The 20,645-nt window shown below is 69.0% G+C and carries 18 protein-coding genes; 9 read left to right on the forward strand and 9 right to left on the reverse strand.

What is annotated here, in order from left to right; all coding sequences use genetic code 11:
- Positions 1 to 10 precede the first annotated feature (10 nt).
- From urtC to urtE, 3 genes are read left to right on the forward strand one after another with little or no spacing between them, the layout of a single operon-like run.
- Entirely contained in the window at positions 11 to 1,243 is a 1,233-nt protein-coding gene (gene urtC, locus NHN26_RS07580; RefSeq protein WP_253088892.1) for an urea ABC transporter permease subunit UrtC, read from the forward strand.
- Positions 1,240 to 1,980 (forward strand): urea ABC transporter ATP-binding protein UrtD, encoded by a 741-nt coding sequence (gene urtD / locus NHN26_RS07585; protein ID WP_253088893.1) that lies wholly within the window; start codon positions 1,240 to 1,242, stop codon positions 1,978 to 1,980. The genes urtC and urtD overlap by 4 nt, the downstream gene beginning before the upstream one ends.
- Positions 1,981 to 1,983: 3 nt before the next feature.
- Positions 1,984 to 2,679, forward strand: a complete 696-nt coding sequence (gene urtE, locus NHN26_RS07590) for an urea ABC transporter ATP-binding subunit UrtE (RefSeq protein ID WP_253088894.1) — start codon at positions 1,984 to 1,986, stop codon at positions 2,677 to 2,679.
- A gap of 18 nt (positions 2,680 to 2,697) precedes the next feature.
- Here the strand turns inward: urtE and NHN26_RS07595 are convergent, their stop codons facing one another.
- Together NHN26_RS07595 and NHN26_RS07600 are read right to left on the reverse strand one after the other, a co-directional pair.
- Positions 2,698 to 5,922, reverse strand: coding sequence for an efflux RND transporter permease subunit (locus NHN26_RS07595; RefSeq protein WP_253088895.1), 3,225 nt, complete (start codon positions 5,920 to 5,922; stop codon positions 2,698 to 2,700).
- Positions 5,915 to 6,898, reverse strand: coding sequence for an efflux RND transporter periplasmic adaptor subunit (locus NHN26_RS07600; RefSeq protein ID WP_253088896.1), 984 nt, complete (start codon positions 6,896 to 6,898; stop codon positions 5,915 to 5,917). The genes NHN26_RS07595 and NHN26_RS07600 overlap by 8 nt, the downstream gene beginning before the upstream one ends.
- 352 nt (positions 6,899 to 7,250) lie before the next feature.
- Here NHN26_RS07600 and NHN26_RS07605 point away from each other — a divergent pair, with 352 nt between their 5' ends.
- From NHN26_RS07605 to NHN26_RS07615, 3 genes are read left to right on the forward strand one after another with little or no spacing between them, the layout of a single operon-like run.
- Complete coding sequence (locus NHN26_RS07605; protein WP_253088897.1) at positions 7,251 to 7,634, forward strand: hypothetical protein; 384 nt, start codon at positions 7,251 to 7,253, stop codon at positions 7,632 to 7,634.
- Positions 7,635 to 7,669: 35 nt separating this feature from the next.
- Positions 7,670 to 8,713: a deoxyribose-phosphate aldolase gene (deoC, locus tag NHN26_RS07610; protein WP_253088898.1), complete on the forward strand. Its 1,044-nt coding sequence runs from the start codon at positions 7,670 to 7,672 to the stop codon at positions 8,711 to 8,713.
- 4 nt (positions 8,714 to 8,717) lie between these two features.
- Complete coding sequence (locus NHN26_RS07615) at positions 8,718 to 11,018, forward strand: aldehyde dehydrogenase family protein (RefSeq protein WP_253088899.1); 2,301 nt, start codon at positions 8,718 to 8,720, stop codon at positions 11,016 to 11,018.
- Between the two features lie 3 nt (positions 11,019 to 11,021).
- Here the strand turns inward: NHN26_RS07615 and NHN26_RS07620 are convergent, their stop codons facing one another.
- Both NHN26_RS07620 and NHN26_RS07625 read right to left on the reverse strand, forming a co-directional pair.
- On the reverse strand, positions 11,022 to 11,633 hold the full coding sequence (locus NHN26_RS07620) for a DUF1523 family protein (RefSeq protein WP_253088900.1): 612 nt from the start codon (positions 11,631 to 11,633) through the stop codon (positions 11,022 to 11,024).
- Positions 11,634 to 11,640: 7 nt separating this feature from the next.
- The gene (locus tag NHN26_RS07625) at positions 11,641 to 11,907 is read right to left on the reverse strand and encodes a hypothetical protein (RefSeq protein ID WP_132694026.1); all 267 of its coding nucleotides are present in this window, start codon (positions 11,905 to 11,907) and stop codon (positions 11,641 to 11,643) included.
- Between the two features lie 134 nt (positions 11,908 to 12,041).
- On the opposite strand from NHN26_RS07625, the gene NHN26_RS07630 reads away from it, so the two are divergent.
- On the forward strand, positions 12,042 to 13,328 hold the full coding sequence (locus tag NHN26_RS07630) for an acetylornithine deacetylase/succinyl-diaminopimelate desuccinylase family protein (RefSeq protein WP_253088901.1): 1,287 nt from the start codon (positions 12,042 to 12,044) through the stop codon (positions 13,326 to 13,328).
- A 94-nt stretch (positions 13,329 to 13,422) separates the two neighbouring features.
- Here the strand turns inward: NHN26_RS07630 and NHN26_RS07635 are convergent, their stop codons facing one another.
- The 3 genes from NHN26_RS07635 to clpS are packed head-to-tail and all read right to left on the reverse strand — an operon-like array spanning position 13,423 to position 15,635.
- Entirely contained in the window at positions 13,423 to 14,232 is an 810-nt protein-coding gene (locus NHN26_RS07635; protein WP_253088902.1) for an SDR family NAD(P)-dependent oxidoreductase, read from the reverse strand.
- Between the two features lie 40 nt (positions 14,233 to 14,272).
- Positions 14,273 to 15,283 (reverse strand): class I SAM-dependent methyltransferase, encoded by a 1,011-nt coding sequence (locus NHN26_RS07640; protein WP_253088903.1) that lies wholly within the window; start codon positions 15,281 to 15,283, stop codon positions 14,273 to 14,275.
- A gap of 31 nt (positions 15,284 to 15,314) precedes the next feature.
- Positions 15,315 to 15,635: an ATP-dependent Clp protease adapter ClpS gene (clpS, locus tag NHN26_RS07645; RefSeq protein WP_253088964.1), complete on the reverse strand. Its 321-nt coding sequence runs from the start codon at positions 15,633 to 15,635 to the stop codon at positions 15,315 to 15,317.
- Between the two features lie 122 nt (positions 15,636 to 15,757).
- Here clpS and NHN26_RS07650 point away from each other — a divergent pair, with 122 nt between their 5' ends.
- Together NHN26_RS07650 and NHN26_RS07655 are read left to right on the forward strand one after the other, a co-directional pair.
- Positions 15,758 to 16,459, forward strand: a complete 702-nt coding sequence (locus tag NHN26_RS07650) for an HAD family hydrolase (RefSeq protein WP_253088904.1) — start codon at positions 15,758 to 15,760, stop codon at positions 16,457 to 16,459.
- Between the two features lie 246 nt (positions 16,460 to 16,705).
- On the forward strand, positions 16,706 to 18,106 hold the full coding sequence (locus NHN26_RS07655; protein WP_253088905.1) for a D-alanyl-D-alanine carboxypeptidase family protein: 1,401 nt from the start codon (positions 16,706 to 16,708) through the stop codon (positions 18,104 to 18,106).
- Positions 18,107 to 18,299: 193 nt separating this feature from the next.
- On the opposite strand, the gene ccoS is transcribed toward NHN26_RS07655, so the two are convergent.
- A complete protein-coding gene (gene ccoS / locus NHN26_RS07660) occupies positions 18,300 to 18,458 on the reverse strand; it encodes a cbb3-type cytochrome oxidase assembly protein CcoS (RefSeq protein ID WP_253088906.1) in 159 nt (52 codons plus the stop codon).
- 5 nt (positions 18,459 to 18,463) lie between these two features.
- The gene (locus NHN26_RS07665) at positions 18,464 to 20,644 is read right to left on the reverse strand and encodes a heavy metal translocating P-type ATPase (RefSeq protein ID WP_253088907.1); all 2,181 of its coding nucleotides are present in this window, start codon (positions 20,642 to 20,644) and stop codon (positions 18,464 to 18,466) included.
- Between the last annotated feature and the right edge of the window lies 1 nt (position 20,645).

The following is a 20,645-nucleotide window of genomic DNA, read 5'->3' on the forward strand; positions in this document are numbered from 1 at the left end:
GAGCCGCCGCATGAGACAGAGCTTTGTCGCGAAGAACCCCTCGGTGCTGGTCTTCCTCGCCTGCCTGGGGCTGTTCACGCTGGGCGTTTCGGTTCTGAGCGAAGGCATGGGGATCGGGCTGATCTCGACCAGTTTCGTCAAGACGCTGGGCAAGACGCTGTGCCTGTGCCTTGTCGCCATCGCGATGGATCTGGTCTGGGGCTATGCGGGCATCCTGTCGCTGGGCCATTTCGCCTTTTTCGGGCTGGGCGGCTACATGATCGGCATGTGGCTGATGTATGCACGCACCGAGGGCATCGTCGCGGCCTCGCTTTCCAATGCCGAGATCCCGCCGACCCCCGACGAGCTGCGCAGCGCCATCGCCAACCAGATCTTCGGCGTCGTGGGCAGTTCCGACTTTCCGGCGATCTGGGTCTTTGCCCATTCGCTGCCGCTGCAAATGGCGCTGGTGGTGCTGGTGCCGGGACTGCTGGCGCTGGTCTTCGGCTGGCTCGCGTTCCGCTCGCGCGTGACGGGGGTTTACCTTTCGATCCTGACACAGGCGATGACGCTGGCACTGGCGCTGTACCTGTTCCAGAACGACAGCGGCCTGCGCGGCAATAACGGGCTGTCGGGGCTGCAGAACATCCCCGGCGCCGAGGGCGTGCCGCAATCGGTGATCTCGGTCTGGTTTCTCTGGGCCTCGGCCGCCGCATTGGGGCTGGGCTATGTGATCGCGGCCTTCGTCGTGTCGGGCAAGTTCGGCAGCGTGATCCGCGGCATCCGCGATGACGAGGCGCGGGTGCGGTTCCTGGGCTATTCGGTCGAGGGCTACAAGCTGTTCGTCTTTACCCTGACGGCCGTGATCGCGGGGATTGCAGGCGCGCTTTACTATCCGCAGGCGGGCATCATCAATCCCAAGGAAATCGCGCCCATCGCCTCGATCTACCTGGCGGTCTGGGTGGCGATCGGCGGGCGCGGGCGACTTTACGGGGCGGTGATCGGGGCGGCGCTGGTGTCGCTTCTGTCCACATGGTTCACCGGCGGGCGGGTACCCGATCTGCCGCTGGGCTTCTACACGATCAGCTGGGTGGATTGGTGGCAGGTGCTGCTGGGGCTGAGTTTCGTGCTGGTCACGCTGTTCGCGCCAAAGGGGATCGGCGGGCTGTTCGATCTGGTCGCGGGACGCCGCGCGCCCGACCGCCATGGCGCCGACCTGGGCCCCGATCCCGGCGCCCTGCGCGAGAAGGAGGCCGAGCGATGAGCACGCTTCTGGAAGTCTCGGGCGTCTCGGTCAGTTTCGACGGGTTCAAGGCGATCAACAACCTGTCCTTCGAGATCGGCCCGGCCGAGCTGCGCGCGATCATCGGGCCGAACGGGGCGGGCAAGACGACCTTCATGGATATCGTCACCGGAAAGACCCGGCCCGACGAGGGCGATGTGCTGTGGGGCGAGATGAGCCGGTCGCTGCTGAAGATGAACGAAAGCCAGATCGCGCAGGCGGGCATCGGGCGCAAGTTCCAGCGCCCCACCGTGTTCGAGGACCAGTCGGTCTTCGACAACCTGCTGATGGCGCTGAAGAAGGACCGCGCGCCGTGGAAGGTGCTGTTCTACCGCGAGACGGCGGAAGACCGGGCGCGGGTGGGCGAACTGGCCGAGGAGATCGGGCTGGCCGACCAGATCGGGCGCAAGGCGGGCGAGTTGAGCCACGGCCAGAAGCAATGGCTGGAAATCGGCATGCTGCTGGCGCAGGAGCCGCGGCTGTTGCTGGTCGACGAACCCGCCGCGGGCATGACGCTGGCCGAGCGCGAGCATACCACCGACCTGTTGAAACAGGCGGCCAGGACGCGCGCGGTGATCGTGGTGGAACATGACATGGAATTCGTCCGGCGGCTGGATTGCCGGGTGACGGTGCTGCACGAGGGCTCGGTTCTGGCCGAGGGGAGCCTGGATTTCGTGACGAAGAACCAGCAGGTGATCGATGTCTATCTGGGGCGCTGAGAAATGTTGAAAACCCAAGGGCTGACCCTGCATTACGGCGGCTCGCAGATCCTGTACGGGATCGACCTGGAGGCGCGGGCGGGCGAGGTGACCTGTGTCATGGGCACCAATGGCGTGGGCAAGACCAGCCTGCTCAAGGCGATCTCGGGGACGCATCTGCGCTCGGCCGGGACGATGGAACTGGACGGCAAGCCGGTGGGCCGGGTGACGGCGCAGGCGATGGCGCATCTGGGCGTGGGCTATGTGCCGCAGGGGCGGATGATCTTTCCCCTGCTGACCGTGCGCGAGAACCTGGAAACCGGCTTTGCCTGCCTGCCGCGGGCCGAACGTTTCGTGCCGGACGAGATCTATGAACTGTTCCCGGTGCTCAAGGACATGGCGCACCGGCGCGGCGGCGATCTGTCGGGCGGGCAACAGCAACAGCTTGCCATCGCGCGGGCGATGATCACCAAGCCCAAGCTGCTGTTGCTGGACGAGCCGACCGAGGGCATCCAGCCCAACATCATCCAGCAGATCGGCCGGGTGATCGAATATCTGCGCGATCAGGGCCGCATGGCGATCGTGCTGGTCGAACAGTATTTCGAGTTCGCCTATGGGCTGGCCGACCGCTTCTATGTGATGGAACGCGGCGCCGTGACCGTCGCGGGCAGCAAGGCAGAATTGCCGAAGGAACGGCTGGTGGCGGCGGTCTCGGTCTGAGGCCCGCCGCCAGCGGGATCAGGTGCGGAAGATGCGGTAGATCGCCGGGATCACCAGCACCGTCAGCGCGGTGGAGGAGGCCAGACCGAACAGAAGCGACAGCGCCAGCCCCTGGAAGATCGGATCGGCCAGGATCACCGTCGCGCCGATCATCGCGGCCAGCGCGGTCAGAAGGATCGGCTTGAACCGCGTGGCGCCCGCCTCGACCAGCGTCTCGACCGTGACCGGGCCGCCGGAATGGCGGATGAAATCGACCAGCAGGATCGAGTTGCGCACGATGATGCCCGCAAGCGCGATGAAGCCGATCATCGAGGTCGCGGTGAAGGGCGCCGAGAACAGCCAGTGCCCGAGCATGATCCCGAGAAAGGTCAGGGGCACCGGCGTCAGCACCACCAGCGGCAGCTTGAACGAGCCGAACTGCGCCACGACAAGGATGTAGATCCCCACCAGCGCCACGCCGAAGGCGGCGCCCATGTCGCGGAAGGTGACATAGGTCACTTCCCATTCGCCATCCCACAGCAGGACGGTGTCGTCCTCGGACAGGGGCTGGCCGTAAAGGCTGATCGCGGGTTTCGGCAGATCGCCCCAGTCGATTTCGTCCAGCCGTTGCTGCACCGCGAGCATGCCGTAAAGCGGCGCCTCGAATTCGCCCGCAAGCTCTGCGGTGACCATCTCGGCATAGCGGCCATTATGGCGGAAGATCGGGTGCGAGGCGCGTTCCTCGGACAGTCGCACCACATCGCCCAGTTCCACCACGCCCCGCCCGCCGGGCAGCGCGTTGGCGGGCACGGGCGTGGCCAGCGCGCGTTCGTCCATCACCCGGCCCGCCCGGTCGCGGCCGACCACGATGGGGATCGGCACCCGCCCCTCGCCGCGATGGGAATAGCCCACCACCCTGTCGCCATGCAGCAGGCGCAGGGTTTCCAGCGCGTCGGCCTCCTGCACGTTGAAGAAGGCCAGATCGGCGGGGTCGAGCTCGGCCCGGATGCGGCGCGGCGGGGTGCCGAAACTGTCATCGACATCGACGATGAAGGGGATTTCCTCGAATACCTCGCGCACCTTGGTCGCGACCGCCCGGCGGGTTTCGCCGTCGGGGCCGTAGATCTCGGCCAGAAGCGTCGCGATCACCGGGGGGCCGGGGGGCGGTTCGACCACCTTGAGGACCGTGCCCCCGGGCAGGTCGAGTGCCGCAAGCCGGGTGCGCAGATCCAGCGCGATCTCGTGGCTGGTGCGGTCGCGGTCGTCCTTGCCCGTCAGGTTCAGCTGCACATCGCCCAGATGCGGGCTTTGGCGCAGGAAGTAGTGGCGCACCAGCCCGTTGAAGTTGAAGGGCTGCGCGGTGCCCGCATAGGTCTGCACGCTCAGCGTTTCGGGCATGTCCAGCGCCACTTGGGCCACGGCCTGCGCCACGGCATCCGTTGCCTCGACAGACGCCCCCTCGGGCAGGTCGATCACCACGGCGAGTTCCGACTTGTTGTCGAAGGGCAGCAGCTTGACGGTGACATCCTTGGTGTAAAGCGCGCCCATCGAGCCGAAGGAGACCACCGCCACCGCCAGCAGGAAGGCGAGGGAGATCCATTTGCGCGCAAGGATCGGGCGGACGGTGGCGGCGTAAAGCCGACCCAGACGGCCGCCGGGATGGCCATGGCCGCCATGGGCGTGGATCGGCGCGCGGCCCGCGACCTTCATCATCAGCCAGGGCGTGATCATCACCGCCACGAAGAAGGAGAAGATCATCGCCGCCGAGGCCACCGCCGGGATCGGGCTCATGTAGGGGCCCATCAGCCCCGAGACGAACAGCATCGGCAGCAGGGCGGCAACAACGGTCAGCGTGGCGATGATGGTGGGGTTGCCGACCTCGGCCACGCCGTCGATGGCGCGTTGCAACCGGCTGCGGCCATCGTCGCGCATCGCCCAGTGGCGCGCGATGTTCTCGATCACCACGATGGCGTCATCGACCAGGATGCCGATGGAGAAGATCAGCGCGAAGAGCGACACGCGGTTCAGCGTGTAGCCCATGAAATAGGCCGCAAAGAGCGTGAGAAGGATCGTCACCGGAATGACGATGGCCACCACGATCGCCTCGCGCCAGCCGATGGCCAGAAGCGTCAGCAGGATGATCGACATCGTCGCGATGAACAGCTTGGCCAGCAGCGTGTTGGCCTTGTCCTGCGCGGTCGCGCCATAGTCGCGGGTGATCTCGACCGCGACCGAGTCGGGGATCAGCCCGCCCTCCATCTGCTGCACGCGCCCAAGGATCGCCTCGGCCACGACCACGGCATTGGCGCCTGCGCGCTTGGCCAGCGCCAGCGTTACCGCCGGGCGGCGGGTGATCTCGCCGCTCGCGTCCCGGCTGAGCGTGGCGACGTGTTGCTCGTCCAGATCCTGGGCAAGGCCGATGGCCGCCACGTCGCGGACATAGACGGTGCGCCCGTCGCGGGCGGTCAGTTCCAGATTGCCGATTTCCTCGGGCGTGGACAGCGTGCGGCCGATCACGAGGCCAAGCTGGTCGCCGCCCGCGCGCACCATCCCTGCGGGGGCTGCGGCATTGGCGCCCTGCACCTTGGCGGCAAGCTGTTGCAGCGTGATGCCGTAAAGCGCCAGTTTCTCGGGGTCGGGCGCGACGCGCAACGCCTCGTCGGTGGCGCCGACCAGATAGGTCAGGCCGACATCCGTGACCTTGGCCAGTTCGACCTCGACCTCGCGGGCGATGCGGGTCAGGTCGGCCGGGGTGATCGCGTCCTGACCGGCAACGGGGGCGAAGGTCAGCGAGACGATGGCCACATCGTTGATGCCGCGGCCCACCACCATCGGTTCGGGGATGCCGACCGGGATGCGGTCGAGATTGGCGAGGATCTTGTCGCGCACCCGCAGGATCGCGGTGTCCTGGCTGAGGCCCACCTCGAAGCGGGCGGTCAGCATCACCTGGTCGTCGCGAGTTTCGGAATAGACATGCTCGACCTCGTCTATGCCCTTGACGATGGTCTCAAGCGGTTCGGTCACCAGCTTGACGGCATCGGCGGCCTTCAACCCGTCGGCGCGGACATGGATGTCCACCAGCGGGACCGAGATCTGCGGCTCTTCCTCGCGCGGCAGGCTCATCAGGGCGATCAGCCCCACGGCCAGCGCCGCCAGCAGCAGAAGCGGCGTCAGCGGCGAGGAGATGAAGCCACGCGTCAACTGGCCCGCGATGCCCAGTTTCGGGCCGCGGGGCGCGTCGGGGGATTTCGGCGCGTCAGTCATGGCCGGTCACCACGGTCTCGCCGGGGACAAGCCCGCTCAGGATTTCGCGCCATTCGGCGCCGTCATGGGTGACGATCTCGCCCGGCACGACGGCCCGGCGCACCGGCCCTGCCCCCGCCTGCCCTGCCACGGTCACGAAATCCAGCCCGCCCGCCCGGCTGACCGCCCCGGGCGGCACCAGAAGCGCGGCGCGCGTGCCCACGGGCAGGCGCACCGGCACGCGGCGGCCGACGAAGCGGCCATCCAGCCCCTCGACCTCGACATCCGCGATCACGCGGCCGCCCTCGATCTGGGGATAGATCTTGGCCAGCCGCCCGGTCTGTCCGTCCAGCCCCACGCCCGCGCCCAGCGCGATCGCGTCGCCCTCGGCCAGCGCGGTGGCGTGGCGTTCGGGCACGGCAAGCCGCAGGAAGACGCCGCCGCCGCCGATCGCGGCCACCGTCTCGCCCGGCGTCATCACCGACCCCAAGGACTGCGGCACCGCCAGAACCACGCCCGCATCGGGCGAGAGCACCGCACCTTCGGCCACCTGCTGCTCGATCACCCGGCGTTCGGCCTCGGCGGTGCCGATCTGGCCCTGAAGGATGTCGACCTGGGTGCGCAACTGGTCCAGCCGCTGCTGGGTGATGACGCCCCGCTCGCGCAGCGCCTCGCCCCGGTCCAGATCGGTCGTGGCGGTCTGAAGCTGGGTTCGCAGCGCGGTCAGTTGCGCGTCGATGGCGCGCAGCTGGAATGTCAGCTTGTCATCCTCGACCCGCGCGATTTCCTGGCCCGCCTCGACCCGGTCGCCCTCGGTCACCTTGAGTTCGACCAGCGTGCCGCCGATCCGCGCGCGGGCGGGCACCCGGTCGCGGGTCTCGACCTGGCCATGGACGGCCTTCCATTCGGTGATCTCGACCGGCTCAAGCACCAGTTCGCGCGCCGCGACCGGCAGGGCCATCCCGAGCGCGAGCATGAAAAACAGGGCCTTCTTCATCTGGTCCGTCCTTTCCGGGCCTTGCGGTCGTCCGCTGCGGGCCGCCATCCCGTTCATAGGCTTGGTCCGGCAGCGCAGGCTACCGGAAACCCGCATGCGATCATCACATGCAATTTCTTGAATATATGGACCATCGGATTTCCCGATGCAAGAGGGATGCGCGCGCGCAGCGGCCAGCGCCATTCGGGAAAGACCGCCCATCGGTCCCGAACGTCTTGCCCGGTCCCGCGCGTCCGCCTATGCTGCGCCAACGGGGCGAGGTGGCCAGGGTGGTTCGGTCTCGCGCCCCATATTATGTTCAGTTATAGTTGGGCGGGCGGCTGTCGCTCGCCCCAGGGGTAAAGAGATGCCTATGACTCAGCCGATCGCCGCCGAGGAGACGCGCGACGCGACATCGGGGCCTGAGGCCGATCCCGATGGTCTGACGGAATTCGCGCTGGAAACGCTGTTGTCCAGCCCCGATGGCTGGCGCAGCTTCGCCCGCGAGGCGGCCGGGCGCTGGCCCGCGACACCGCCGCTGGCGATCGTCTTCGCGCTGGTCAATGCCTCGGCACAGGTCGAGGCGATCTTTTCCGAGGGTAGCCCCGCACGCACCGCCGCGCAGCATGGATTTCGTGTCGCCGGTCTGATATCCGCCGATCTTTACGCGATGGAAACCCTGGGCCTGAAGCGGGCGCGGGCTGCGGATCTGGTGGCCTATTGGCGCGCCCATGACGATTATTTCCTGACGCTCTGAGGCGCCCCGCCCCGCTTGCCAAGCCGGGTGCCCCCATGCGACCAAGGGCGGAACGCCCGCGACAGGTGCCCGCCGCCGTGCCCCCAGACGCCCCCCGAACCGAAACACCGCCCCACGCCGCGCTGCCGCTTGTCAGCCATGCGCGCAATCCGGGCCTGCCGCTGGACATGGACTGGCTGCGGACGGCCCGGGTCAACCGCCCTGCGGCCGAGCGGCGCTGCGCCAGCCTGACCGCGTGTCGGCCGGTGACGGGCGTGCATCGGGTGGCGTGGCTGCTGCGGGCGGTCGGCCTGATCGACCTGACCACGCTGTCGGGCGATGACACGCCCGGCCGGGTGCATCGGCTCTGTGCCAAGGCCCGCCAGCCGGTGCGCGCCGATCTGCTGGACGCGCTGGAGGTGGACGGGCTGAGCACCGCGGCGGTCTGCGTCTATCACGAGATGATCGCGCCCGCGCTGGCCGCGCTGCGGGGCTCGGGCATTCCGGTGGCGGCGGTGTCCACGGGGTTTCCCGCGGGGCTGTCGCCGATGGCCACCCGGCTGGCCGAGATCGAGGCATCGGTCGCGGCGGGGGCCGCGGAAATCGACATCGTGATTTCGCGCCGCCATGTGCTGCTGGGCGACTGGGCCGCGCTTTACGACGAGGTGGCCGCCTTTCGCGCGGCCTGCGGCCCGGCGCATCTGAAGACGATCCTTGCCACGGGCGAGTTGGGAACATTGACGAATGTCGCGCGCGCAAGCCTTGTGTGCATGATGGCAGGGGCGGATTTCATCAAGACCTCGACCGGCAAGGAGCCGGTGAACGCCACCCTGCCCGTCGGCCTGACCATGCTGCGCGCGATCCGCGCCTATCACGCGGCCACCGGCCAGCGGGTCGGGTTCAAGCCCGCGGGGGGGATTTCCACGGCGAAGGAGGCGCTTGTCTGGCTCGCGCTCATCAAGAAGGAACTGGGGGATCGCTGGCTGTCGCCCGACCTGTTCCGCTTTGGCGCCTCGTCGCTTCTGGGCGATATCGAGCGGCAGATCGAACAGCATGTCACCGGCGCCCCTTCGGCCGCGTGGCGGCATCCGATGGGGTGACGGGATGAGCGTTTCCGAGCTGATGCAGACTATGGACTATGGCCCCGCCCCCGAAAGCCCGGCCGAGGCGCTGGACTGGCTGGCGGGGCACGGGAACCGGTTCGGGCTGTTCATCGCGGGCCGGTTCACCGAGCCGCGCGCGGGGGTCGAGGCGCGGAACCCCGCCACGGGCGAGGGGCTGGCGATGCTGACCGCCGCGACGCCCGGAGAGGTGGAGGACGCCGTGGCCGCCGCGCGTCAGGCGCAGCCGAAATGGGCCGGTCTGGGCGGGGCGGGGCGGGCGCGGCATCTGCGCGCGCTGGCCCGGCTGATCCGCCAGCGCGCCCGCCTGATCGCGGTGCTGGAGACGCTGGACAGCGGCCAGCCGATCCGCGAAAGCCGCGAGATGGGCGTGGCGCTGGCCGAGCGGCTGTTCCATCACCATGCGGGGCTGGCGCAGCTTCTGGAGCAGGATTTGCCCGGCGAGGTGCCGCTGGGCGTCTGCGGCCTGATCCTGCCCTCGACCCTGCCCTTCGTGATGCTGGCCTCGATGGCCGCGCCCGCGCTTGCGGCGGGGAACACGATTGTTCTGAAACCGGCCGAACGGACCTCGCTGGGCGCGCTGCTGTTTGCGGACCTTGCGCGCGTGGCGGGGCTGCCCAGGGGGGTCGTCAATGTCGTGACCGGCGGCGCGGCGGTGGGCGAGGCGATGGTGGCCCATCCCGGGATCGACGGGGTCGGGTTTGCCGGGTCGGCCGGGGTCGGGCGGGCGATCAGGGCGGCGACGGCGGGCAGCGGCAAGGCGCTGGGGCTGCATCTGTCGGCCAAGCCGCCGGTGATCGTCTTCGAGGATGCCGATCTGGATGCAGCGGTCGAAGGCGCGGTCGAGGCGATGTGCAGCCGTGGTCCGGCGGGCGGTGCGGGGGCGCGGCTGATCCTTCAGGAGGGGATCGCGGGGGATTTCCTTGCGCGGCTGAAGGCGCGGATGGCGGGGCTGCGGCTGGGCGGTCCGCTGGACAAGTGCACCGATATCGGCGCGCTGATCGACGAAGGCCAGCGCGACCATGTGGCCGCGCTGGTGGCCGAGGGCGCGGCGGAGGGCGATCTTTTCCAGCCCGATGGCGCGTTGCCCGAACGGGGGGCGTTCCATCCGCCGACGCTGGTCTCGGGGCTGGCCCCGGCCTCGCGGCTGATGCAGGCGGAGGTTTTCGGCCCCGTGCTGGTCTCGACCACCTTCCGCACGCCGACCGAAGCGGTGCAGATGGCCAATGACGCCCGCCATGGGCAGGTGGCGAGCGTCTGGTCCGAGACCATCACCCTGGCGCTGGACGTGGCGGCGGGGCTGGCGGCGGGGGTCGTCCGGGTGAACGGGGCGAACCTGGTCGATGCGGCCGGAGTCGGCGGCCTGGACGGGCTGACCGCGTATCTGCGGCCCGAGGGACGGGGAAAGCGGCTGAAACCGCCCGCCCCGCCCCGGCAAGGCGATCCGCTGGCGCGGGCCGAAAGGCTGTGGATCGGGGGCAGGCGGGTGCCGCCAAGTGGTGGGCAGGCGCGCGCGATCCATGGGCCGCGCGGGCAGGTGATCGGCCATGTGGGGCTGGCCACGCGCGAGGATGTCCATGCCGCGGTGGCGGCGGCGCGCAAGGCACAACCGGGATGGGCGACGCAGGGCGCGCAGGCCCGTGCGCAGGTGCTATGCACCATCGCCGAGGCCCTGTCGGCGCGGGCGGGCGAGGTTGCGGACCTGCTGCGGACGATGACCGGGGGACCCGGCGCAAAGGCCGAGGTGGCGCAAAGTGTCGAACGGCTGTTCACATGGGCCGGGCGCGCCGGGACGCAGGCGGGCGAGATCAGGCCGGGGCCGACCCGCGGCACGGCGCTGGCGATGGCGGTGCCCCTGGGCGTGATCGGCGCGCTTTGCCCGGACGAGGCGCCGCTTCTGGGCCTTGTCTCGGTGCTGGCGCCCGCCATCGCGATGGGCAATGCCTGCGTGCTGGTCCCCTCGGAGCCCTGCCCGCTGGCGGCGGCGGCGTTCTGCGAGGTGCTGGAGGCATCGGACCTGCCGGGGGGTGTGGTGAACCTGCTCACCGGGGCGCATGCCGCGCTGGCCGAACCGCTGGCCGCGCATATGGATGTCGATGCGGTCTGGTCGTTTTCATCCGCGGACCTGTCCGCCGGGATCGAGCGCGCGGCGGCGGGCGACCTGAAACGGAGCTGGGTCAATCACGGACGCGCCCGCGACTGGTGGGGCGCGGAGGGCGAGGACCGCGCGTTCCTGCGCGCGGCCACCGATGTCAGGACGATCCTGATCCCGTGGGGGGCCTGAGCGCTACCGCCCGCCCCCGCCGAACAGACGGCGCAGGACCGCCCCGGCGCGGCTGTCCGGGTCGTCGATCAGCGGTTCGATCCGGTTCTCCTTGAACCGGGCGAACAAGGTCCAGACCCACGCCGCGAAGACCGCGAGGCTGAACAGGACGGCGATGTTGAACCACGGGATGATGAACTCGTCCGGGCCCTCGGCGGGGCGCACGGCGACCGCGTTGGGGTAGATCGAGAGATATTCGTTGCGCCAGCCGTAATGGGTGACCACCACCCATTGCGGGTTTTCCTTGGTCGAGATCAGATCCCGCGCCATGGCCTGAAGATTCGAGGTGTTGACCTTGAAATAGGGCGGCCAGCCCCAGCCGGTATCCTCGTTGCGATAGACCATCGGCTTGTCGTTGGGGCGGAAGGTCTCGATGAAATGCACGTCGCGATTGGCGACGCCGCCCGCCGTGCCGGGCGCCGAGCCCGACCAGAAGATCGAGTTGTCGCCGAAGTCGATCCGGCGCACCTCGGTATTGGTGATGCGCACGATGTCGTGCTGGGGCAGCGTGTAGTGCAGGAAGGAGAAGACCAGCGCGGCGATCACCGCAAGGAAGGTCCATTTGACGTAAACCATCGCAGCCTCACGTATAATTGACGATGTAGACGATCGTGCCGACCACGATCATCGGAATGATGTAGACCCCGAGGATCAGCCTGCGCCGCAGCGAGCGGTCATAGAGGGCAAGCCCCTTGCGGACGAAGGCGTCGCGGTCGCCCGTGCCGATCTTCTCGTCCCAGTGGCGCCGCAGCTTCTGGCGGCGCATGGCGCGGGAATAGAGCGAGACGGAAACATAGACCACCGTCAGGACGACGAACCCCATCAGGAGGAAGCGCAGCAGGGCGATCATCTCGGCCCCCCTCGGCCGCAGGATAACGGGTCAGCCTCTTGCGTTCCGATATAGGCGCATCGGATGCGTTTTGCACCCTGCCGCAACGCCGCGGCGCGATTGCTGTGGCGTTCGGCGCGCGCTAGGCTCTGGCGATGGACGAGGACGGATGGCAGAGGCTGGAGGCGGCGATTGCCGCGCGGCGCGACGATCTGGTGGCGCTGACGCAGGCATTGGTCCGCATCCCCACGCTGAACCCGCCGGGGCGGAACTATCGCGAGATCTGCGAGTTGCTTGCCGCCCGGCTGGCGGAAAAAGGCTTTGGCGTCGAGATGATCCGCGCCACGGGCGCACCGGCCGACAGCGACGCGCATCCGCGCTGGAACCTGATCGCCCGGCATGAGGGCGCGGAACCGGGGGAATGCGTGCATTTCAACGGCCATCACGATGTCGTCGAGGTCGGCCATGGCTGGAGCGTCGATCCCTTTGGCGGCGAGGTTCGGGATGGCCGCGTCTATGGCCGGGGCGCCTGCGACATGAAGGGGGGCATCGCCGCCGCCGTGATCGCCGCCGAAGCCTTTGTCGAGACCTGCCCGGATTATCGCGGCGCGGTCGAGATCAGCGCCACGGCGGACGAGGAATCGGGCGGCTATGGCGGTGTCGCGTGGCTCGCCGAACGCGGCTGGTTCGACCCCGACCGGGTGCAGCATGTCATCATCCCCGAACCGCTGAACAAGGACCGCATCTGCCTGGGCCATCGCGGCGTCTGGTGGGCCGAGATCGAGACGCAGGGGCGCATCGCCCATGGCTCGATGCCCTTCCTCGGCGATTGTGCGGTGCGCCACATGGGCGCGGTGATCGCCGAGATGGAGGAGACGCTGTTCCCGCTGCTCGCGGGCCGGCAGACCGCGATGCCGGTGGTGCCCGAAGGGGCGCGGTCCTCGACGCTGAACATCAACGCGATCCATGGCGGCGAGCCGGAACAGGCGGCCGATTACACCGGCCTGCCCGCGCCCTGCGTGCCCGACCGCTGCCGCATCGTGATCGACCGGCGCGTGCTGATCGAGGAGGACATCGCCGAGGTCAAGGCCGAGATCGCCGCGCTGATGGAGCGGGTCAAGGCCCGCCGGCCGGGCTTTGCCTACGAGATCCGCGAGTTGTTCGAGGTGGCGCCGACCATGGCCCCGCGCGATGCCCCGGTGGTGACGACCGTGGCGCAGGCGATCACGCATGTCCTGGGCCGGGCGCCCGATTTCGTCGTCTCGCCCGGCACCTATGACCAGAAGCATATCGACCGGATCGGGCGGCTGAAGAACTGCATCGCCTATGGGCCGGGGATCCTGGACCTGGCGCATCAGCCCGACGAATGGGTGGGCATCGACGACATGCTGGACAGCGCGCGGGTGATGGCGCGGACGCTGGGGATGCTGCTGCTGCGGTGACGGACCGGCGGCGGGTCGCAAGGGGGGCGCTGCCCCCCGTCCTTGCGGACTCCCCCCGGGATATTTCCGGCCAGAAGAAGAAGGGGGCGCGGGGTCAGTGGGCCGGGGCGTTGACCGGGTCGAGCAATGTGCGCCCGCCATCGACCGTCAGGATCTGGCCGGTGATGAACTGCGCGCCGTCGGAGGCAAGGAACTGCACCGTCTCGGCCAGTTCGGCGGGCTTGGCGATACGGCCGAGCGGGGTGTGGACGCGGATGTCGTCGCGGTATTCGGCGTGATCCTTGAGCACACCTTGCAGGCTGGCCGAGAGCACCGAGCCGAAGGCCACCGCGTTCACCCGGATCCGGTGCGGCGCGAGCGCCACCGCCATCGAGCGCGTAAGCTGGTCCAGCGCGGCGCAGCTGACCGAATAGCCCATCAGGTCGGGATGGGTGCGCCGGGCCGCGATAGAGGAGAGGTTCACGATCGCCCCCGCGCAGCCGTCTTCCAGCCCGTCCTCCTCGGCCTGGCGGATCATCCGGCGGGCGACGCATTGGCTGAGGCGCAGGCCGGTCATCAGGTTCTGCTGCAACAGCGTCTCGACCGCGTCCTGATCGGGGTCGAGCGGGTCCGAGGAGATCATCTGGCGGCTGGCATTCACAAGGATGTCGATCCGGTCGAAGGCGTCGATGGTCGCCGAGAGCAGGTTGGCGACCGTCAGCCTTTCGCGCAGGTCGCCCGCGAAATAGCGCATGTTGCCTTCGGCTTCGGTCTGCTTGCCGCATTCGTCGGTCAGGCGGTCCTCGTCGATATCGGCGAACATCACGTTGGCGCCGCGATCCACGAAGTGGCGTGCGATGGCGAGGCCCACGCCATTGGCTGCGCCGGTCACGATGGCGGTCTTGCCGGAGATGGAGAAGGACATGCGGTGGAACTCCTGATTCGGATACCCAAGCTAGGCGATTTCACCGCCCCCCGCGAGCGGCGCGCCTTGGCCTGTGCCCATGCAGGACCTTGAAGCCCGCATCGCCGCCGATCTCGTGGGTCTCGACGAAGAGCGCGGCAAGGTCGCGTTCATAGGGCAGATGGCGGTTGGCGACGACGAAGACCTGCCCGTGCGGCGCGAGCAGGCGGGCGGCGGCGGCCAGGAAGGCGCGGCCGAGGCCCGGATCGGCGGCGCGCGAGGCATGGAAGGGCGGGTTGGCCAGCACGATGTCGAAGGGCGCATCGGGGGCGAAGGCGGTGGCGTCGGCCCAGTGGAAGCGGGCGCGCGGGTCGGGGACATTGGCGCGCGCGCAGGACAGGGCGGCGTGGTCGGCCTCGATCAGGTGCATCTCGGCGATCTCGGGATGGGCCGGGAGCGCCTCGCCCGCCAGGTATCCCCAGCCTGCACCCAGATCGGCCACGCGCCCCTTGAGCTTGGCGGGAAGGGCGGCGAGCAGCAGCGCCGAGCCCCGGTCCACCCCGTCCGCCGAGAAGACGCCCGGCGCGGTGCGGTAGCGGCCTTCGATCAACGCCCCCTCGCCCGGGCGCCACGCGGCGAAGGCGGCCGGATCCGCGGTCAGCGCGAAGCATTTGCCATGGGCCTTGGCGAAGGGTGCCGTGACATCCGCCCCCTGCCCCTTGATCGCCCTGAACAGGCTGTCGACCCCGTCGGTCCTGTCGCCATCCACGATCACCGGCCCGCCGCCGGTCAGGGCCAGCGCCTCGGCGATCCAGGCGCGGCCCAGCGCCTTGGCGCGCGGCACCACGACCATGGCGGCGGCGAAATCGCCCGTGGGGGACACGACCACGTCCCAGCCGCGCCGCACCCAGGCATCGTGATCGGGGGCGAAGCCCTGCACGATCTGCACCCGGTCCTTCGGCAGCGCCGAGAGATCCGCGGCCGCCGAGGGGCCGAAGACCACAATGCGGCCGGTATCGGGCAAGGCGACCGCGCCGCTATGCAGCGCAAGGGTCAGGCGGGCATCGGACATGAGGTGCTTTCCGGAATGCGGGCGCGCGGCCCTATTCCTTTTCCATGGTGCATTGCAGCGGGTGCTGGTGGCGGCGGGCGAAATCCATCACCTGCGCGACCTTGGTCTCGGCCACCTCGAAGCTGAAGACGCCCACCACCGCGACGCCCTTCTTGTGCACGACCAGCATCAGTTCGAAAGCCTGCGCATGGGTCATGCCGAAGAAGCGTTCCAGGACATGCACGACGAATTCCATCGGGGTATAGTCGTCGTTCAGCAGCAGCACCTTGTAGAGCGGCGGGCGCTGGGTCTTGGGGCGCGTCTTGGTGATGACCCCGGTCTCGCCTTCGGGGGCGTCGCCCTTGTCGGCCATCATGCGAGGGTCGGTGGTCACGGCGGCCCGTCTCCGGCAAATCGGGTGGTGTTCGGCTTGGGCCTCTTTATATATGCGGGCCGGCCCGTCTGAAAAGGGTCGAGCATGGGGGCGGGCGCGGGATGTCCAGGGCGATCACGACAATCGGGTTCGATGCCGACGACACGCTCTGGCAGAACGAGCGGTTCTTCCGCATGACGCAGGAGCGATTCGCCGCCTTGCTGGCGGATTACACCGAGGCCGACCGGCTGATGGAGCGGCTGCTGGCGGCCGAGATGCGCAACCTTGGCCATTACGGATTCGGCATCAAGGGCTTCGTTCTGTCGATGATCGAGACCGCGATCGAGGTGACCGAGGACCGGGTGCCTGCCAGCGTAATCCGCGAATTGCTGGCGGCGGGGCAGGAGATGCTGCGCCATCCGATCGAGCTGATGCCCGAGGCGCGGGAGGCGGTCGAGGCATTGGCGGCAGATTATCGCATACTATTGATAACAAAGGGAGATCTGCTGGACCAGGAGCGCAAGCTGGCGCAGTCGGGGCTGGGCGATCTGTTCGACGGAGTCGAGATCGTGTCGGACAAGACCGCGCCGCGTTACGGGACGATCTTTGCCCGCCATGGCGACGGGGCAAGCCGCGCGGCGATGGTGGGCAACTCGCTGCGCTCGGACGTGATTCCCGCGATCGAGGCGGGCGCCTGGGGCGTGTTCGTGCCGCATGAGCTGACCTGGGAGCTGGAACATGCCGAACCGCCACGGGGCCATGCCCGTTTTGCCGAATTGCAACATCTGGGCGAATTGCCTGCCCTGATCGCGGCGCTTGGCTGAGGCCGAGAGGCAGGGATTGTTGCCTGCGGGTCGGCCGACGCGATATCTCGATCAACCTTTGTTAAACCCGCAAACTCCCCAGAAACGGGGTGTTTTCCGGTGTCGAAGGCTGTGCTAGGCTTCGCAGAGAAACGATCGCCCACCGAAAAAATCCGGGCGACGCGAGGCAGTGAAAAGGCAGCAGCCGTGCAACGTTCGGGGCAGTACGTCCGGCGCATATTTGTCATATCATTCATCGCGGTCGCGATGGCATTCATGACATCCGGGGCGCGCGCCGCGCCCTACGCGGCCATGGTGATCGACGCGCGGTCGGGCGAGGTTCTGCATGCACAGAACGCGGATACCCGGTTGCATCCGGCCTCGCTGACCAAGATGATGACGCTTTATATCGTCTTCGAGGCGGTGCAGAACGGCGAGATCGGCCTGGACGATTACGTCACCATCTCGCGCAAGGCCGCGGCAGAGCCGCCCTCGAAGCTGGGGCTGAAACCGGGCCAGAGGATCCAGTTGCGCTATCTGGTCCGCGCGGCCGCCATCAAGTCGGCCAATGATGCGGCCACCGCCCTGGCCGAGGCGATAGAGGGGTCCGAGGCGGCCTTTGCCCGGCGGATGAACCGCACCGCCAAGGCGATGGGCATGAGCCGCACCACGTTCCGCAATGCCCACGGCCTGACGCAGGAGGGGCACCTGTCCACGGCGCGGGACATGACGACGCTGGGGCGCAACCTGTTCTATCACTACCCGCAATATTACAACCTGTTCTCGCGCGAGAGCACGCATGCGGGGATCGCAACGGTGTCGAATACCAATCGCCGTCTTCTGGCCAGCTATCGCGGCGCCGACGGGATCAAGACCGGCTATACCCGCGCGGCGGGGTTCAACCTGGTGGCCTCGGCCGACCGGGGCGGCAAGCGGATCATCGCGACGGTGTTCGGCGGCGCCTCTCCGGCAAGCCGCAATGCCAAGGTGGCCGAACTGCTGGACCTCGGGTTCCGGAACGCGCCGAATCGCGTTGCGCAGCGCACGCCGGCGCGGCCCGCCCATGCCGGCAAGATCGGGCCGGGAGGGAACGAGGGCGGCACGGCTCTCGCCTCGATGCGGCTGACGTCATCGCCGCGCCCGTTGCACCGTCCGAGCGTGCAGCCGAACGTGCAACCGCCTGCGGAGGTGATCGCCGCGGTCGTCGAGAGCGTCGAAAGCGTGCTGGAGGCGGCACAGGCCGAACTGGCGGTTGCGGCGGCCGAGGCCGCGCCCGCGCCGAGCCCGGTGCCGACCATCGCACCTCGCGCCCGGCCCGAGGCGATCATGCTGGCCGCAACCGCAGCCACCACGCCCCCGCCGGAGCCGAGGCCCGCCGCCGCCGACCCTGTCGGGCAGGAGGTCGTCACCCGGCTGTCGTCGTCGGGCGGGCGGATGTGGGGCATCAATGTCGGACGCTACGGGTCGCGCAACCAGGCCGAACGGATCCTGCTGAGAACCGCATTGCAGGAAATTGGCGCGCTCGATTCCGCGCTGCGCAAGGTGGTGCAGAGCAACCGGGGTTTCGAGGCGAATTTCGTGGGCATGACCGAGGAAGAGGCCGCGATGGCCTGCCGCCGTTTGCAGGCCCAGGGGTCGGAATGCAACCCGATCGGCCCGCAATCCTGACCCGCCGGGCGATCCCCTACCCGCCTGCAACGCATGACTTGCATCACGACGCCGAGCCTGTGGTCACGCCGAAGGCCCGGGCGAGCTGATCCATTCCGGCTCGCCTGCGGGCGTCGGGCCGCTGGTGGCGGGCAATGTCTGCACGGTCGGGATCGACGGGATCGGCGCGGTTTGGGCCCGCATCGACTGACTCTCAGGGCCTGGGCTGGTCGTCCCAGTCATCGTTGAGGATGCGCCGCGAGTCGCCTTCGGGGTCTTCGTATTGGCGATGTTTCAGCGCCCAGAAAAAGGCCGCGAGCCCCAGACCGCCCAGGAACAGCGCGATCGGGATGAGGAAGGCAAGAACCTCCATCGCGCCTACCTCAGCCGCAAGGCGTTCAGCGACACGGAGACGGAACTGAGCGACATCGCCAGCGCCGCCCAGAGCGGGGTGCACAGGCCAAGGAGCGCGACCGGCACGAAGACCGCATTGTAAAGGCCCGATTGCCAGAAATTCTGGCGGATACGGCGGGTCGAGACCCTGGCCATGCGCACCGCATCGGCAATCGGGGCGATGTCGCGGCCCAGCAGCACCATGTCGGAGGCCGCCCGCGCCGCATCCAGCGCCGAGGCCGGCGAGATCGAGACATGCGCGGCCGACAGAGCCACGGTGTCATTCAGCCCGTCGCCCACCATCAGCACGCGATGGCCCTGATCCTGCAACGCGGCGATCCTGGCGGCCTTTTCCTCGGGCAGCGCACCGGCCTGCCAGTTCTCGATCCCCAGCCTGCGCGCCATGGCCTCGACCGCGGCCGTGACATCGCCCGAGATCAGCCAGACCGCCTTGCCCTGTGCCCGCAGCGCCTGCACGACCTCTTCGGCACCGGGGCGCAGCGCATCGGCGAAGATGAAGCTGCGGGTTTCCTCGCCGAGCGACAGATAGGCGCCGGTGGTCGCGGCATGGGTGGCGCCGACCCAGCCCGCGCGGCCCAGCTTGACCGGCCGGCCCTGCCATGTCCCCTGCACCCCGTAGCCCGGCGCCTCGCGCAGATCGGAGATCTCGGCGGGACGCACCCCGCGCGCCTGTAACGCCTCGGCCAGGGCGCGCGCCAGCGGGTGCGAGGACGCCCCGGCCAGCGCGAGCGCGACGCCCAGCGCCTGTTCGGGATGGGCGTCGAGATTGTCGGGAACCGGCGCGCCCATGGTCAGCGTGCCGGTCTTGTCGAAGACGACGGTATCGACCTCGGCCAGCCGCTCCAGCGCGGTGCCGTCCTTGATAAGCAGCCCCTTGCGGAACAGCCGACCGCTGGCCGCGGTCACCACGGCCGGAACCGCAAGGCCCAGCGCGCAGGGGCAGGTGATGATGAGCGTGGCGATGGCGACATTGACCGAAAGCCGCAGATCGCCGCCCGAGATCCACATCCAGACGAAGAAGGCCCCCAGCGACAGGAGCGGGATCGTCGGCGCATAGGCGCGCGCGGCGCGGTCGGCCAGCGTGGTGTAGCGGGTGCGGGCCGATTCCGCCGCGGCCACCAGATCGGCCATGCGATGCAGCGAGCTGTCGCGCCCCGCCGCCGTCACCCGCACGGTCAGCGGCCCGGTCAGGTTGACCTCGCCCGCGCTGAGCTGCGCGCCTTCGGTGGTCACCACCGGCAGCGTCTCGCCGGTCAGGAGCGAGCGGTCCACCTCGGACCGGCCTGCGGTCACGACGCCGTCCACCGGCACCCGGCCGCCGGGGCGGACCAGCACCAGATCGCCCACTGACAGCTGGGACACCGGGACCGTCTGCTCGGCGCCATCGCTCAGCCGGATCGCGCGGGGCACTTCCAAGGCGGCCAGTTCCTGTGCCGCGGACCGGGCCAGCGCGCGGGCGCGGTGGTCCAGATAGCGGCCGATCAGCAGGAAGAAGGTCAGCATCAGCACCGCCTCGAAATAGGCGTGCTCCCCCGATTTCAGCGTTTCGTAAAGCGAGATCGCGACCGTCAGCACCAGCGCCAGCGCGATCGGGCCATCCATGTTCAGCCGCCCCGCCCGGAGCGCGCCCAGCGCCGAGCGGAAGAAGGGCTGCCCGGCAAAGGCCACGGTGGGGATCGCGATCAGGGCCGAGATCAGGTGGAACATGTCGCGCGTGGCGTCCGACGCCCCGGCCCAGACCGCCACCGACAGGATCATGATGTTCATCATCGCGAACCCGGCGACGCCGACGCGCATCAGCAGGTCGCGGCCCTGCCGGTCGGTCTCGGTCATCGACAGCACGCCCGGGTCAAGCTCGTGCGCCTCGTAGCCCGCGCGGCGCAGCCGCTCGATAAGCGCGGCGGCGGTGACCTCGGGTTCGGCATCGACGCTGACGCGTTTCAGCGTCAGGTTCACCCGCGCCGAGCGCACGCCCTGGGCCTGCGACAGTGCACGTTCGACCGCGCCGATACAGCCGGCGCAGTGGATGGTCGGCAGCGACAGCAGCAGGCGCGCGCCCTTGGGCATCGCCGCCGCCTCGGCCGCTGCGGGGGCGGCGGCGCAGGCTGGACAGGCCGAGGGGGTCTGACGCAGCGCGGCCTCCATG

The organism is Rhodovulum tesquicola (assembly GCF_024128855.1).
GTDB lineage: Bacteria > Pseudomonadota > Alphaproteobacteria > Rhodobacterales > Rhodobacteraceae > Rhodovulum > Rhodovulum tesquicola.